The sequence below is a fragment of the Imperialibacter sp. genome (assembly GCF_048007035.1).
Classification (GTDB): Bacteria; Bacteroidota; Bacteroidia; order Cytophagales; family Cyclobacteriaceae; genus Imperialibacter.
In genome coordinates, this window is record NZ_CP180355.1 from 2,999,640 (window position 1) to 3,016,745 (window position 17,106).

The 17,106-nt window shown below is 48.8% G+C and carries 6 protein-coding genes; 1 reads left to right on the plus strand and 5 read right to left on the minus strand.

Annotation, left to right across the window (positions count from 1 at the left end):
• Positions 1-124 precede the first annotated feature (124 nt).
• Positions 125-1,153 carry a hypothetical protein gene (locus ACMVP2_RS12910; RefSeq protein WP_416867989.1) on the minus strand — a complete coding sequence of 343 codons (1,029 nt, stop codon included), beginning with the start codon at positions 1,151-1,153 and terminating at the stop codon, positions 125-127.
• A gap of 135 nt (positions 1,154-1,288) precedes the next feature.
• Here ACMVP2_RS12910 and ACMVP2_RS12915 point away from each other — a divergent pair, with 135 nt between their 5' ends.
• A complete protein-coding gene (locus ACMVP2_RS12915; RefSeq protein ID WP_416864363.1) occupies positions 1,289-2,629 on the plus strand; it encodes an IS4 family transposase in 1,341 nt (446 codons plus the stop codon).
• A 198-nt stretch (positions 2,630-2,827) separates the two neighbouring features.
• Here the strand turns inward: ACMVP2_RS12915 and ACMVP2_RS12920 are convergent, their stop codons facing one another.
• The 4 genes from ACMVP2_RS12920 to ACMVP2_RS12935 form a co-directional block, all read right to left on the minus strand.
• Positions 2,828-3,415 (minus strand): hypothetical protein, encoded by a 588-nt coding sequence (locus ACMVP2_RS12920; RefSeq protein WP_416867990.1) that lies wholly within the window; start codon positions 3,413-3,415, stop codon positions 2,828-2,830.
• 119 nt (positions 3,416-3,534) lie between these two features.
• Positions 3,535-8,115, minus strand: coding sequence for a PKD domain-containing protein (locus ACMVP2_RS12925; protein WP_416867991.1), 4,581 nt, complete (start codon positions 8,113-8,115; stop codon positions 3,535-3,537).
• A gap of 128 nt (positions 8,116-8,243) precedes the next feature.
• Positions 8,244-15,035 carry a PKD domain-containing protein gene (locus tag ACMVP2_RS12930; RefSeq protein WP_416867992.1) on the minus strand — a complete coding sequence of 2,264 codons (6,792 nt, stop codon included), beginning with the start codon at positions 15,033-15,035 and terminating at the stop codon, positions 8,244-8,246.
• On the minus strand, positions 15,032-17,029 hold the full coding sequence (locus ACMVP2_RS12935) for a fibronectin type III domain-containing protein (protein ID WP_416867993.1): 1,998 nt from the start codon (positions 17,027-17,029) through the stop codon (positions 15,032-15,034). Before ACMVP2_RS12935 ends, ACMVP2_RS12930 begins: the two co-directional genes overlap by 4 nt.
• Positions 17,030-17,106 lie beyond the last annotated feature (77 nt).

The following is a 17,106-nucleotide window of genomic DNA, read 5'->3' on the forward strand; positions in this document are numbered from 1 at the left end:
TCGTAAGCAATGCGCAAATTATTATCTTTTTCATAGATTGATATTTATCTTACCCTATTCGCTGCCTGGCTGCTTTTATGCCACAGACTTCCGTCTCACTAATTACGATACCTAATAAGCCCCCCTAATAAACCGCCACGTCTGTGCCGATATAGTACAAGTCGAACCCACCTTTGCCACCAGGCCGGTTGGAAGAGAAAAGCAGCAGGCTATTGTTGAAAAAACCTGGATAATTGAGAACAACCGGCCGATAGTCGTCGTACGCTGAGTTTACGTCTGCTCCAAAGTTGGTAGGTTCCGACCAGCCATTGTCAGTTCTTAAGCAAGAATAAAGGTCAAACCCGCCAAATCCACCCGGGCGGTCGGACGTAAACACCAGCAATTTACCACTTACAAACGGACATTTGTCGTTGCTCGCCGAGCTGATAGCCAGCTTTTCCGGCTGATGCCCAACGTCTGAACCCAGTAAACCCACTAAATCGGTGTCCTCTCCAAGGCCTATTTCATAGATGTCGAACTGCCCATCCCTGTTTGAGCAGAACAGCAATTTTTCGATAGTTTCTGGCGCTATCTCACCATGATAAATGAAATTCTCCCCATAAAATGTTGGATACATATCGTCAGATGAGGAATTAAGAAATTCAATTTTCTTCGGAGGATACAAGACCGGCGACCCATCAGTCCCGAAAGGCTTTTCGTAATGGGCATAGCTAATGTCGAAGTTGCTGTCGCAGTCGCTGGCATACATCAGCACATACCTGTATTTGCCGCCAGCATTGTACTGAAAGGAGTAAGGCCCCATTTCGTTGCAGGGGGTGTTAATGGAAGAGAGCAACTCTGGTGTAAAGTCGTCATCGTCGTCCAGCGACGTGGCATGAATGCTCAAAGTGCCATTGTCGGTCGTCCAAAGAATACCCAGAGCATCTCCAACCACATCAAAGTTTTCACCGGCACTATTCCTATTGGAGGAGAAATGAAGCTTCAGTCCAACGCTTATCAGCGGCATGTCCGAATTGTAATCATCATATTCGGAGTTAACCTCACTGAAATTGGTGACAGTGGCAGGGAAGGTCCCCTGCGGATACTTGTCTTTTTCGTGGCAGCAGGCCAATAGCCCAATGCCACCCACTATCGATAAGAGGTTTATTCGCATAGCTGAGTTCTTTAAAATGTTTCTCGTTGCGTCAAAGACACCCCACCTATCCATTGCCCTGAAGCCCTGGTTCGTGTCTCACCATAGCCGTCAACCTAAGCGAAAAAGGGCTAGGAAAAGAAACTGAACTCGATTTTGTGCCGAAAAATCAGGAATTTCTCAAAATACCTCTCAAAATTTGTTTCTGATGAGCGTATTGAGGCCATTGCAAAAGCATCGTCATTCAAAAAGCGTAAGTCGGTCATTTCGCCAAAGGCATTTCTGGACGTGGTTTTTTTTAGCAATAATGGCAAATGCCCTTCTCTATCTGAATACAGTATAGATCTTGCACATCATCATGGCGTGAGTGTTTCTAAACAAGCTCTTGATAAGCGTTTCAATAAAAACACAAAACAGATGCTTGCAGGACTTCTCCAAGAGGTATTGACACAGCAAATGGCCCATAATTCAGAAGAAAGCATTCCCTCCAGTTGGTTTACTGATATCCGTATCATGGATAGTTCAGAATTTAAAGTATCCAAAAAGGTAGCAGATACTTTTCCTGGGTATGGAGGAGAGGGAAGGGAAGCCAGTGTTCAAATCCAATTTGAGTATCAGTTGCTAGGCTCTAAGGTAACCGAGATTTCCATTGGCTCATCACGAGATTCTGATAGCATTGAGGGGATGAAGAATATTGAGAAGGTACCTCCCAAAACATTATTGCTAAGAGATTTAGGGTATTTTTCTCCTAAGGCATTTAAAGAGCTAAGCAGCAAAGACATCTACTTTATCAGCAGGGCAAAGTCACAATGGAATTTCTATATCCTCAAGGAGGGAGAATACTCATTACTTCCAACAGCCTCTATTATCAGCTTATTAAAGGAAAAGAAAGAAAGGTATCTGGACATGGATGTATATGTTGGCGAAAAAACTCGTACTAAGGTACGGCTTGTGGCTAATTTGCTCACAAAAGAACAAAAGCAGAAACGCTTAAGGAAGAAATCAGCGAATAGAAAATTAGGGACTGACGTGTTAGAGGCCATTGGCTTGAATCTATTTGTAACCAACGTGGAAAGGGAAAAATGTACCGCCTCTCAGATTTATGATCTCTACACATTGAGATGGCAGGTAGAACTTGTCTTTAAAACCTGGAAAAGTGTGATGAGATTACATAAAATACACCCAGTGAATGCGACCCGTTTAGAATGCATCATTCTCATCAAGCTGCTGTGGGTAATGTTAAACTGGACTTTTCTTAATCACTTAAAGAATTTAACCCAAAAGGATTTGAGCTTTCATAAGCTAGTCAGTACGCTACAAGGGCGATCTAAAGTGTTAACATTACCTGTGCTGCAAAACAGTCACCGACTCATCGAATGGCTGACGGATTTGTATCGAATCAGCAACGCATTTCATGAAAAAGAGTATAAAAAAGGGCAAAAAAAAGTATCAGATATTCTTACCAAAACATACTTAAATGTAGTCTTAAACCAGTAAATTAGATCAACAAAAACGGTCGGCCATTCCGATAAATGGCTTTCAAAAAACATGGAAAATAAAACTCGGCCATGCGGAATGGCCTTGCCATATCCACCAATTATTTCTTAGGTTGACGGCTATGGTGTCTCACGAACTAGCCTCTCATGCCTACCTATTACTTATGATTGTCAGCGCTCCAACGCCCTGGTTCATGCCTTACGAACCGGGATCACTATGTTTTTTTAGTTTTGAAGGATTGATTATCAGCCCCCCTTTCGCCAAAAAACCTTTATTCCAGTAACCTGCCTCAAGAAAGCATGAAAGTTGTCCTCTGGTCATGCTTTGGGTCCCGATTGAAAGGTTGGTTAAAGACTTACCAGATGTTTCAATTTGAGATGTCCCCATTTTTTCAGGGTAATTAAATGCGTAACCTAGTCCACCTCGCACGTATGGAAGAAAACTACCAATTCGTCCGGTAAAGTATTTACCGCATACTTCCATCATGGGGAAATGAATAACATTTATAGGTGTACTCCCCGTGCCAACTGAATATATTCTATTTAGGGCTGCGGATGCATAAGCGAACGCTAACCCAGTTTGAAACCTATTGGAAATTTTGACCGACAAGGCCAATGAGTATAATGTAGCGTATTGAATTTGCCTGGGGTTAGACTGCGAATTACTTATCGGTGGAATTTTGTTTTGAAGATAAGCAAGCCCAAAAGATGGAGCCAGGGTAATTCCCTGGGCTCCACAATAAAAGCTTGTCATCGTAAGCAATAAGCAAACAATTTGCTGTTTCATAAGAGTGATATCAATCTAACCTAAAAACCTCGAAAGCCCATTCCTCCCCTTAGTATCAACTGTCAGTCCTATTTCCTCACACCCCGGCCCTAATTCATATCCCTCGAACCAGCTCCACCCTACCTATTCCTCATAATCGTCAGCGCTCCATTGTACTTCCTTTCCGAAGTCGAGAAAGTGATCACGTAGTAGTAAGTACCGTCGGGCAGAATATCGTTGCCTCTGGTGCCCTGCCAGTCGTTTTGGTAAGCAGTTTCCTGGAAGACCATAGTGCCAAAGCGATCGAAGACCCGAACATTTACGTCCCCGAAGGTCTCCACATTTCGGATCACCCAGGTGTCGTTCTGGCCATTGCCGTCGGGCGTGAATACATTGCTGGCCACTATGCGGTAATCGTCGTTCACGTTCACCGTCACGGTATCTCTGTTCTGGCAGCCAAACTGATCTGTGACCAACAGCTCGTAGTTGGTGGTTTGCAGAGGTGTCGCCCAGGTGATGGGCACGTTGGAATTGGCCAGGCCATCGATAGGGCTCCATACATAGCTTACGCCTCCGCTTCCCTCGAGAAGGGCGGAGTAGCCTTTGCTTACAGTTGTATCGGCCCCGGCATCAGGCTCTGGGAGGGCATAAATGGTGACCTGCCGCTGAAAAACGTCTTTGCAGTTGTTGCCTGAGTTGGCTGCCAGGGTAATGGTGTATGCCCCCGCTTCCTCGTACAGATGGGTGGGATTGGCCGACGCTGAAGTGTGCCCATCACCAAAATCCCATTCGAAGGTCAGGTCACCACTGGCAATTTCTGAGCGGTTGACAGGCTCGATCTCAAAGCCATCGCATACATTGCCAACCGTAAAATTGGCTACCGGGAAGTCATGCACCACCACCTCTTTTACCACAATGGCCTTGCAGCCTGCCTCCGACTCTGCCAGCAAAGAGGCCTGGTAGCTACCAGGGTTGAGGTACTGCTTGCTCGGGCTCACGACAATGGAGTTGGTTTGATCACCGAAATTCCAGAGGTAGCTGGCTAAAGTGCCGGCGGACAGCGTGGTTTTATTGTCAAAAGCCGTGGGCGAACCATCGCACACAGGCTCAGCAACGAAATCTGGTTTTGGTAAAGGGAATACCTCCACCGTTTTTTCGAGCACCGTTGTACACCCAATATCAGAAGCGCCTTCGAGCCTTACCGTAAATACGCCCGCTTCCTGGTAGGAATGAACCGGACTCACTTCATTCGAGGTTTCACCATCGCCAAAAGACCAGGTGTAGGCCACGTCGCCGGAAATGATACTGCTGAGATTGGAAAATGCTACCGCTTTGTCGATACAGACGTCCTCCATCACAAAGCTGAGGAGTGGAAGCGGTGACACGGTAATCTTGGAGCTGAACTGATCCGAGCATCCGCTTTCTGCCGTAACCGACAACGTCACGGTGTAAATGCCGGCACTCACGTACTTGTGGGCGGGGCTGACTTTTTCTGAAACGATGCCGTCCCCAAACTCCCAACGATAGCTGACATCCGAACCAGTGGAGGTGTTGGTGAAGGCAGCCGTTGCATCAAGGCATATGTCTTCCACTGAGAAGCCAGCAATGGGCTGCTCATACACGTCGATTTCGACCAGGAATTCCGATAAGCAGCCGAAGCTACTCGTGGCGGTCAGATTGATGGCATAGTGCCCCGGCTCCTCGTATTTATGTGACGGATTGATAGATGTTGACTGAGTACCATCACCGAAATCCCACACATAGGTAAGTGTGCCTGACGACACAGAGCTATTGTTTTTAAAAGTGGACGTCTCACCAAAGCAAACATTGCCCACTTCGAAAGAAGCGACAGGCTGGGGAAATACCACCACTTGCTTGCTGAAGCTGGCCTCGCAATTTTTATCGCTTGTGATAGTCAGGCTGGCCTGAAAAGCGCCTGGCTCTTCAAAAGTATAACTAGGATCCTGCTCGTCGGAAGTGGCGCCGTCGCCAAAGTTCCAGGCGATGTCGGCAATGGTGCCAAGAGCGAGGGTCGACAAGTTTGAAAAGTCCATGGGCTGTCCAAAACAAACATCGTCCTGCGTAAACTTCACTTCAGGAACAGCATTCACAACTGCCGCCAGGCTCAGGGAGTCGACGCAACCTGCCTTGCTCGTCACAATGAGCTTGACAGGGTAAGTGCCATAGCTATCGTAACTATGCTTTGGCGATGTAGATACTGAAGAGGAGGCATCGCCAAAATCCCAAACCTGCGAAGCCACGGTTCCGCTGGGTACTGTCGACGTATTGACAAACTGTGAAGCCAGCCCATCGCAGACCTCCTGCACACTGAAAGCGACATTGGGCAATGCACTCACTTCTACTTCAAAGGGCTGAGTGAAAATGGCCGAACAAGTGCCGCTTTGCACCTCCGCTCTGTAGAATGTCGTTGCGGTCAAGTCCGTGAAAGACTGGCTGGCGGTGGTATTGCTGATATCTGTCCATGCGGTTCCATCCGGCGACTCCTGCCACCTGAGCACGGCTCCGGTTTGTCCTTTCAACAGGATCGTGCCCTCGTTCGCTTCTCCACACACCAGCGAGGGGCCGCTCAGCTCGCCTTGCACCGTGGCTGGATCCACCTGCACTTTCACCTTATTGGTGATCTTTTCTTCGCACACCCCGCTTTTTACAATGGCCCGGTAGAAAGCCGTGGCCAGCAGATTCTCGTAGTCTAGCGTGGCAGAGGTATTCACAATGGGTGCCCAGGGCTCCTCGCCTGTAGGCGACGACTCCCAGCGAACCACGCCGCCGGTGTTGCCGGAAAGTGTTAGCTGGCCTGAATTGGTGCCGTAGCAAACAACCGCCGATCCGTTGACCAGGCCTGCAACGGTCTCTGGCGACACTTCTATCTCAGCCACGCTGGAAGGGCTGCTGCTGCACACGCCGTTTTGCACGATCACTCTGTAATAAGTAGTCGCAGTAAGGTTGTCGAAGGGCATGGACGTGGCTGTCGAAACGATGGGGGTCCATGGCCCGGCCGAGCTGCCGGACGACTGCCATTCCACCACTCCACCTGTGTGGCCTGATAGTTCCAGGGTGGTGGAGTTGGTGCCACTGCAAACAGTGCTGCTGCCGCCAAGGATCCCGCCTGCGCTAAGCTCGTCGATTTGGATGGTAGCCACAGAGGAGTAGGCTCCCTCGCAAACCCCGTTTTTGACAAGCGCCCGGAAGTACGAGGTTTGCGCCAGGTCGCTGTAGTCCAGCGATGTGGTGGTGTTGTCGATAGTGATCCATTGATCCACGCCCGTGAGCGACCTTTCCCACCTGACAACCGAGCCCGTTTCACCCGACAATGTCAGTGAGTACACAGCATCATCGTCTTCACAGCGGGTAGTGCCGCCCGCCAGAGTGCCTCCTATTGAGGTGTCAAATATTTCTACGGTGGTGCTGTAAACCGCTTCGCAGGTAAAACTGGAAGTGACCGTGAGCTCCACGGTATAAACGCCGGCTGCCGGGTAGGTGTAAGTTGGGTTTTTGTCTGTTGAAAGCGGGCTGCTGTCACCAAAATCCCAAGAGTAGGTCACCGGCCCACTGGTGATAGTGGAAAGGTTGGTGAAAGCGGTGACGGTGCCCAGGCAGGTGTCGTCTACTTCAAAATTAGCTACGGGATTGGGCCGCACGTTGATGAGTTGGGTAATTACATCCACACAGTTATTGGCGGATGTGGCTTCCAACGTTACCTCGTAAGTACCCGGACTGGCGTAGTCATAAGTCGGGTTCGTATCGGTCGACTGGCTGCCGTCGCCAAACGACCAAAGGTAGCTCACAGCATCGGTGCTGGCGTTGGCGAAGGTGGCGGTCTGCTCAAAACAATGATCGTTGAAGGTGAAGCTGGCCACAGGTTGTGCAAACACTTCCATCTGTTGGGTGATCAAACCAGTGCAGCCGCCAGCCACTGAGGTCACCAGCAGGCTTACGTCATAAACCCCGGCAGAAGCAAAAGTATGCGTGGGGCTGATCTGGCTGGACGCAGGTGAGCCGTCGTCAAAATCCCAGGTGTAGGTGACATTGCCTGAAGCAATCGAGGAGTTGTTGGTGAAAACGATGCTTTCACCGAGGCATACATCCCCGGGAAAAGTGAAGTCCGCTACCGGGTCGGGGTAGATGGTGATTGGTTTGCTAAGGCTGCTTTCACAAAGATTGTTGGTGGTGGCAGTGACGGTGACCGTATAGGTGCCCGCAGCCGCATAGTCGTGGGTTGGATTGATGGAAATAACTGAGTTGACGATGGTGCCATCGCCAAAGTCCCACTCGAAATTGGTGATGGTGGAGCCACCCCCTATGGAGGTGAGGTCCGTAAACGACTGCGTGGTGGACACACAGCGGTCGGCGGCAGTGGCCGTAAAATTAACCGACGCCGTGGGGTAAACCGTGACGGTGGTGGAGAAGTCGTCCTGGTCGCCGTTGCTGTCGAACACCCACAGCCTCACCACAAAATCGCCGGCCGAAGCATAGGTATGGCGGGGGCTGGGCACGGTGGAGCTTTGCCCATCGCCGAAATCCCACGAATAGAAGGTGATGGTGCCCGACAGCGTGGTGGAGCCGTTCACGAAAACGGTTTGCTCCCCTTTGCACACAGGCGCAGCGGTGAAAGTGGCCGTGGGCACGGCCAGGGCTACCTGGCAAAATGCGAGGGAAATGATTGCAAGTAGTGCTTTTTTATAAGTTAGGTCGATGAGCATAAGTTCGTAGGTTGGGGTTGGCGTTTTTTACCTCAGCCGATTGGCGAAGCCCTGCCCCCTCTCCGGTAGGGAGAGGGGAGAAGTCAGAGGGGAGTTGCCGAAACTGTATTTAGTTCATTTCTTGATGGTTAAAATGTCTTTACAAACCTGATTGTTTTCGAAATTTTTCCTGATTGAATGGCCATGATGTAGGAGCCTGGCACCATGCCGCTCATGTTGAACTCCACCAGCTCCTCTATCCCCACAAATTCGTACTCCGCCACTTTGAGCCCGCTCAGGTTGAATATCTGCACCAGCACCGGCGCTTTGTCGCTCAGCTCCAGGTCAATTTTCACCACATCTTCGGCCGGGTTGGGGTAGAGGTTGCTGCGGTACAGCTCCAGCAGTCTCACCTTGTCGGTGGCTGGCTCCGACGGCCTGAACTCCAGCACCCTCAGCAGCTTCTCCTCCGTGTCGAAGCACACCCCGTTCGACACCGTCAGGCTCACCGTGTAGTCTGCGGGCCGGTAATAGATGTAGGAAGGGTTGGCCCTCACCGACGAAAACCCATCACCAAACGTCCATTTGAAAGAAATCGGCTCGGGTTCGGTCAGCTGCACAAAATGCACCTCCTCCTCCACAGCTACTTCACTGGGGATAAGGAAGCTGGCCTTTATTTTCTGCGTCGTTTCCTTCACTTCCACCACATCCGTTTCAACGCAGCCGTCTGCTGCGGTCACCTGCAGGTAATAAGTGCCGGGCTCCGTCGGGTAAATGATTTTGTCTGTTGACGTATAGCCAGTATTCGATGTCCAGGCATAAGCCACATCGGCCACGCCAGCATCCAGAAAGAATTCTTCCGGGGAGCAAATTAAAGCCTCGGCTGCCAGGTTGAGGCCAAGTGTTGGTTTGACGGTGACGTTGATTTTGTCACTGTTTTCACACCCAAACTCGTTAGTTACAGTGACAGTATAGGAACCAGTTGCTCCTGCTGACTTCAATCGATTGGTTGACAAATCATTCCAGAGGTACCCAGCTTGCACACCCGCATCCAGCTCAACTGTTTCGCCAAAGCAAAGCACAACATCAGGCCCCAGATCAACGGTGGGCTTGGGCCGGATCATCACCTGGGCGGTATCCGCATTCACACAACCATTGCGGTCGGAAATTTTGAGCCAGTAGGTATCACTTTCCGTAATCTTTATGTTCTTTTCGGTGCTGCCTGTTGACCACAGAAACTCACTCCTGATATTGGTCACTCCCAGGAGCAGGCTTTCGCATGCTTCATATTCATCAGCAAATGCCAGGGCGGGAAGTTCATTGACAGTGACTTTGATTTCTTCAAAGAAAGTACAGCCTTTCGGGCTGGTGAGAGTGACGCCGTAAGTGCCCGAGGAGGTGACAGCAAGCAGTGGGCCGGTGGAGCCATTGCTCCAGTTGTAGGTGCTGGCTATGTCTGACGAAGCGTCAAGTGTAAGAGGCTCTCCTTTACACAACACTATGTCGTCGCCTAATGATATCACAGGCTTTGGATAAACGATCAGGTTGACAGTGTCTCTGTGAATGCACAGGTCGTTGCTGATGGTTTCCACCCAGTAGGTGCCGGTCTCGCTTGCAGTTATTGTGGGACTCGTTTGCCCTGTCGACCACAAATAGCTGGCGGCACTGATCCCCGGATCAAGCACTTCTTCGCCACAGGCCTCCCGGTCTTCGCCCAGGTCGGGCAGCTCCGATTCGAGCAGGGTAACCTCTACAGCGCCCGACACTGCACAGCCATTCGTGTTGGTGACCCGAACGGTATAAGTGCCACTTTGTGTAGCTAAGTATGTGCGGCTGGAAGAGTTGTTTTGCCATTTATAGGTGTTGCCAGGGTTACCGGCATCCAGCAGGTAAGTGGATTCACAGGTTTCTATGGACGCAGGTAGGTTAAGCGATGGCCCTTCGTTGACGACTATTTCTTTTGTTTGGGTTCTCTCGCAAGCTGCGTCCGTAGATGCAGCTAAGGTTACAAAATAGCGACCCTTTGCCTGGTAGCTATGGGTGGGGTGAAAAGCTTCAGATGTGTTTCCATCACCAAAGGCCCATGTGTAGCTAACCTGGTCGGGATCCCCGGCATAAGAAGTGGTATTTGTGAAGGCAAGTTCCTCATATTCACAAACGTTTTTAAACACAAAGTTGGGCTTGGGAGAAGGCTGAACAGCCACTAACTTGCTGACGGCTGCTTTACACCCATCGGCATTGGTGGCCTCCACGGTCACGTTGTAGGTATTGGCTACGCTGAATATCTTGTTAGGATTATTGTTAGCCGATTGGGTGCCATCACCAAATGACCAGAGGTAGTTCAAAGCACCAGTGTCGTTTGACAACACAGGCTCAAAGCTGATGGCATCACCCTCGCATTGGCCTGTAAAAGCAATGTCCACTTCGGGTGATTCGAGGAAAGTTACCAGGATATCATCCTCTACCCAACAGTTGCCCACACTTACCCGGACGGTGTAAGTACCGGTTTCGGCAACGGCAATGCTTTGGCTTGTCTCACCAGTCGACCAGAGGAACTGAGCCCCCGGGTTTTTGGCATTGAGGGTAACTTTGCTTCCAGTACAAGCCGTGATGTCCGAACCCAGATTGACATATGGCAACGGCGAAACAGTAATAAACACCTCGTCTGAGTCGGTACAGCCATTTTGATCCACAAAAGAAACACTATACAACCCGGTGGTGGCGATATTGATTTTTCTCGTGGTTTCACCGGTCGACCAGGCGTAAGTGCCATTGGGGAAAGCCCCTGCGTCCAGGGTGACGGGGCCGCAAACTTCCCTGTCTTGGCCTAAATCAATTTGAACAGGGCTGTTGAGGGTCACGGTTGTTTCATCGGTTAGCAGGCAGCCATTCGGGGTTGTCACTTCAACACCTATGGCCATATTGGTCGTTACCATATAGGTTTGGTCGGCTCCAAGCGTACTTCCGGAGGCTGCATCGTACCACCGGTAGGTAGCGCCAGTACTGCCAGCGTCAAGAATAAGCTGGTTGCCGCAGGTAACAGAAGAAGTAGCAAAATCAAGTTCTGGTGCTGGGTAGATCTCTATTTGCTCTGAATATTCTTCCGTGCACTTTCCCGAAGTGATCTTGAGGGTTACATCAAATAAACCAGCGTCTTCGTAAATATGGGTGGGGTGTTCTTCTGTAGAAGTAGTTCCATCGCCAAAAGCCCAGAGAAATGTAACCGGAGTAGCTGTCATCGTCGAGGTATTGGTAAAGCTAACGGAAGTTCCCTGACACGCATTTTCTGCGTCGAAAGACACTGCCGGGGGGGCGTCCACAACGATATCTCTGGAAGAAGTGTTGGTACACCCATTTTGGGTTTGTATTTCAAGCTCCACGGAGTAAGTCCCGGCAGTAAGGTAGGTGATGGAAGGATCGGCGGTGTCGGCCGTTTCGCCATTATCGAAGGACCATTGGCGTGCAACAATGGGATCGCCTGCGGTCATTGAAAATGAGATGTCAGTAAAGGAAACCTCTTCCCCTTCGCAAACCCGAAGGGCGCTTGCTAAAAAACCTGCCTCAGGGGCTGCCAGCAGGCTAACGGAAACAACATCGGAAACAGAACAGGTGCCAGCTTCCACCGTCAGCCGGTATTGCCCCGCTTCAGCTACTTCAAGGGTAGGATTATAGCCCAATTCGTCGCCCGAGGGGATGTTTACCCACACATAGGAATCGCCGCTAATATTAGACACAAGTGTGGTGGTTTCTCCCTGGCAAGCAAGCACATCGTCTCCAAGGTCGAGCGCCGGGACATCATCGATGGTGATAATCACGTCGTCTGAATAGGAACAAAACGGCGTCATGGTACCGCTGTTGGGTGAATAGGTGACTGTTACAGAATAGTTACCAGATGCTGCCACCAGCAGGCTGGCGCTGGTTTCTGACAAAGGAGAGCCATCTTTCGCCCATTGATAAGTTATTGCTCCAGTAAAAGGGCGATTAGCTGGAGTGGCATCCAGTACTGTACTTTCACACACACTTCGGTTGGCACCAAGGTCTCCTGGCTCAACGATATATACCGGGATGGAGAAAGACGTCTCGCAGTTCTGGGGATCGTCCGTGGTCAACACGGCCTTGTATGAACCGGATTCGGTTACCTCTAATTGATCCCCAAAGGCTATTGCCTGCTCAAAGTCAGGGTGTTTGTACCAAGTAAAGGATGTGCCTGCCGGAAGATAGGCGGTGGCGTCTGCCGATGGGTCGATAGTAAAACTGCCGGAGCAGCTCAGGGCGGAAGAGCCCAAGTTGAACGAGGGTCTTTGGAAGACTTCCACTGTTTTTTCGACAGATGACTCACAGCTGTAGGCATTTTTAGCGGCGATATTGGGCGCCGAAGTATTTGCAGCGGTGAGCTTTACCGTGTAGCTTCCGTAGGTAGTATACTGATGCTCCGGATGTTGTTGATTTGACGAGCCGTTGTCTCCGAAGTCCCACAGGTAGGAGGAAATGGCGTCCGTTTGCACATCGGAGACATCAAAAAACGCTACAGGCAGGCCATCGCACACATCATTGAAAACAAAATCGACTACCGGAAAAGCATGAACGGTGAGATGCCCGTCGACAATGTTGGTGCAAAGCTTGTCCGAGATTCGGGTAAGGGAAATGGTGTGTATCCTGGAGTTTGCGAAGGAGTGGGTCGGAGCAGCAAGCGTAGATTCACTTTCGTCTCCAAAGTTCCAGGTGTAAGTGTCAATGGTGCCGGCCGCAATGTCAGAATTGTTGATAAAATCCACCTCCACATCTGTGCAAATATCATTGATGGCCAGCTCGTCGAATTCCATGTGAAAGTCGCCGGACGGGGCCGGGTGGATGGTGATATGGTTTGATTTGGAAAATACACAGCCATAGGGCACAGAAGTGGCCGTGAGTGACACCGAATACTTGCTGGGGTCAGCGGAATAAATAAATTCGTGAGTAGGGTTTTGTTGGGTCGAGGTTGCTCCGTCGTCAAAGTCCCAGTCATAAGCTAGTGCGCTATTGTCACCAATAGTGCTCTGATCGATAGCTGCTATATCAACACCTTCACAGGCCTGCATAGTATCAACACCGTCTAGCTGAAATTTGAAATTGGGAACCGGCCTGGGGTCAACCTGAATAGTTGTTGTAATAGAATTTGTGCAGCCATGTCCAGGCTCGGTGGCAGTTAAAGCAACCTCCATTGATCCGTACTCAGAGTAAGTATGTTCTACATCCATGTCGCCCAGCGAGTTTCCGTCTCCAAAGTCCCAATTGTAGGACATCCCTTCCTTCGGCAGTGTTGCCCCGTCGAAATTCTCGTAGCTGCTCGAATTTGTAAACCCTATCGCTTCCAACTGACATGCCTCTCCTTTTGCTGTTGCCGATAAGTCCTCAAAATTGAAGTTGGGTGATGGGAGAGTATTCACTCTTACTTTGTCAGATGTAAGATTTGTGCTGCTACACCCAAATCTATTTGTTGCCTTCAACTGCACGTCAAATATGCCCACTTTTGAGAACTGATGGCTAGGTTCTTTCAAATTGCTAGTAGTGCCATTATCATCAAAGGTCCATTCCCATGCTAGCAAATCGAAGTCAGTGCCTGCTTCGACAGGGTCAGAAGAATTGATAAATGTCATTGTTTCTCCGAAACATGAGGTACCATTGCCAGGGTCATGAGAAAAATGAGCTTGTGGTAGCGACAATACGTCAATTGTATATTCAATTTCTCGCTCGCAGCCCCTATTGTTTCGTTCAAAAAGGGTGATTTTTGCACCATCAGTTGCCGGATCCGTCAGATCAAAAATGTAAGTGTCTATGGAAGAGGATGGTATTACTACTCCGTTGACGATCCAGTGATGGTAGTCTGCTGTCGAACTTAAATCTAACTCACCGCCATAGCAGACCTTAATTGTCGTATTTCCTTCCTGAATCAGAGCGGAACTGTTGCTTGAGATTGGGACTGCTTTAGGTTTATGGTCGTTGTCACAAGTTTCTGCAACAACGATAAGGTTTGTCGAATTTGCTTCAAATTTAACGTTGCTATTAGTAATGCTGCTTGAACCGGATGGTACGGCTGCATCAAGCATAAGCCAAGATGATCCGTTGTCGCTCGAGGTATAAACGGCCAATTCCGAGCTTCCTAGTGAGTTCATCTCTTCAGTACCACTGAAAAAGCTGAATGTCATATTGTCAAAAATGCCTGCTTCTTCTCCAAACGTTATTTCAAAATATTTAAGAATGGTGGCATCATTTGCCACATCAAATCTTTTTATACCTGCGGGTATATGATGCCTTGTTACAACGGATGCGCCCATTCCATCTGAGCCAATGTCTACTATAAGCCCCATTCCGGCGATATTAAGATTTTCAGTATCAGTAGTTACTGCGGGAACCTTAGAACTAACGAAGCCGATACCAGTAAACCTCGAAGCAAGAGATTCGCTTACAAGTGCTCCACCATACTTAAGATAGACCTGACTGCTTACCAGACTTATTTTGCCTGAACTGAATGTTAACTTTTGCCCGAAAAGAACATTTTTCTTAAACGGCAGGATAAATGACCCACTGGGCTTCGAGAGGAAAAAATTTGAAAGGTAGGTTGTATCAGCAGTGTTGACTGCAAGTGTCTGGTCACCTGTTCCGGTTAGATACTGAATTCCCGGATTGGCCGGTTTAGCTATCAAGGTTGTTACCCCATTGTTGCTAATATCTCCATTTACGATCAGTGTCCCGGCCAATATAATCTTGCCATCACCATCTGTCGAGTTGTCGGTATAGCTGCCCGGAATGAAAAATATTGCGTCTGTATGTATGTCTATAGGTATATTTCGGTTGCTAACAGAAACCTGGCCTCGACTGCTGTTATAAAACAGGAGCGCTATCAACAGTAGCGCCAGGCGGAGCCATTTAATCGATGGTGATATGTACCGGAAGATTCTCATCGCACCTCCCATTCAACTGTGTCCGAAATAATCACCTTGCCTGGGATGGAGTAAGCCCGCACCTGGTACACATAAGCCTCCTTTTTCAGATCCTTGTCAACAAAGTTGGTAGAAGCAAGAAGCGCCGTAATCGGTTTAATTGATCGCTCACTTTCGCCCCGAAATACCACGTAGCCCCTGATAAGCTTTGGGTCAATTTCAGACCACTCTAACCGATTGATTTTTTTCCTTTTCTGGCTTTTGAGTTTTACTGTTAATTGGGCTTCTAGTAGCAACTCCTCACGCCTAAATGCATAGGCTGCCTCAGATAGCGGTGAAATGTTTCCTGATGAATCTATGGCCTCCAGGCGATAGTAATACTCCTTATTTCCCATGGCTGTACGATCGACGAATCGAAAGGAGTTTTTCGCTATGGTTGCCTGATTGACCTGGACGCCATCCGAGTTTAAAGAGTCAGACCTGTACAGATGATAACCAGCCAAATCTTCATCCACGTTACGGATCCAGTTAACGATGATTCCTTCCTCCGAATATCCAATTTGCGTGATGGTGGGCGGCTCTGGTGCGACAACGTCTGGCAAAACGACTGTTGCTACTGCTGATGGTTTGCTTCGGTTGTAAGAAGTGTCAATGGCCACCAGAAAGTAGAAAAATTTGTTCTTTACGTTTTTCGGGAGCCGCTGCTCGTAGTGGTTGGTATCAAGCGGTTCGGCGTTTAGCAAAACATAATGATCGGGGTTATTCTGATCAACAGTTCGGTAGAGAAGATAACCCGCAAGATCAGATTCCTCATTTTGCTTCCAGGTCAAATAAAACCTGCCTGTGTCCGACTTGATGACCAGGTCTGTTGGCTTGGAAGGAGGAAATACGTCCGGAGCTTCGACAAAAGCCATCTCAGATAGCGATTTGTTGCCTGAGTGGTCTTGTGCTTCAATTTTATAATAGTAGGGTCCGGGAACTTGAAGAGTTTCATGATAAGAATTTCTTCCGGCTGGAATCAGGCCGTTATTGACTGGTACAAATTCTCCTTCGCTTTTTGCGCTCCGGTAAATAGTGTAGCCCTTGAGATCCTCTGCTCCTTCTTGTTCCCACTTAAGAGTTACCCTCAGTGAATCTGCTTTGCCCGACACGTTTAGCGGTGGTGGCGGAGGAGTGATGTCATCGATGGTAATGTTTACTCGACTGGACGGCCGACTCAATTCCCCGAAATAGTCAACGCCTTCGATGTAGTAAGAGTAGCTAGCCCCTTCGATGCTCCCCCGCTTTTTGAACATTGGTCTTGGATAAACCATTGTGCCAGAGCTGTCGGGCTGCATGCTGAGCATCAGCGGTTGGTTGTTCAACTTATTGGTCGATCCGATTGAGTCAATCTCATATATGTTGTAGGCATAGTATAGATTGGCGTCTTGGATCCAGTTGAAGTTAATCACACGTCCCTCCTGAACAACCTCAAGGCCCTGCACTTCAACAGTTCTTTGGTAAGCACCTGCTTCAATTGGTCTCGACTGGCCTAATACCGTTTCTTGAGATCCGTTTAAAACAGCGATTTTGTACTCGTAGGAAATTCCAGGCTCTACTTCGGTGTCCTCGTAATAAATGCCGAGAAACCATGCAAACTCATTGCTCTCGAAGCTCTTAAGCAGGAGGTTCAGTTTCAAAAAGTCGTCCTCAAGTTCCTCAGTTGAGGCTTGATTGATAACGTCAATAAAAAACTCCAAGTCCTCGTCTTGATTAACCAGTGAGTCTGGCAGACTTTGGAGCCTTGTAACAGGGTCTGCAGAGACAAGCTGCCAATCAGATAAACCAGCCTCCCGTCGGTATACGCTAATTCGTTTGCCAAATAAGGTACTTGTGTGGTACCATTTTACCTCAATATTGAAGTTTCCAACTGAGTTTGCTGGGTGATTTCTTACAAAAACAAAGGACTCCTGCCCATAGCTTTTGAAAAAAATAATAGAAAAAAAAATTACAGCAATAGTTTTTTGCCTGTACATTATTGTCGGTTGGCTATCTAGTTTCTAATAAATATATTATTCTTTAGATATCAAAATCATTCTATCACCAATAGCCA

Bases quoted from the DNA above. Each gene is read 5' to 3' on its own strand.
- ACMVP2_RS12920 (WP_416867990.1), bottom strand. From the start codon at position 3,415: ATGAAACAGCAAATTGTTTGCTTATTGCTTACGATGACAAGCTTTTAT.
- ACMVP2_RS12925 (WP_416867991.1), bottom strand. From the start codon at position 8,115: ATGCTCATCGACCTAACTTATAAAAAAGCACTACTTGCAATCATTTCC.
- ACMVP2_RS12910 (WP_416867989.1), bottom strand. From the start codon at position 1,153: ATGCGAATAAACCTCTTATCGATAGTGGGTGGCATTGGGCTATTGGCC.
- ACMVP2_RS12935 (WP_416867993.1), bottom strand. From the start codon at position 17,029: ATGTACAGGCAAAAAACTATTGCTGTAATTTTTTTTTCTATTATTTTT.
- ACMVP2_RS12930 (WP_416867992.1), bottom strand. From the start codon at position 15,035: ATGAGAATCTTCCGGTACATATCACCATCGATTAAATGGCTCCGCCTG.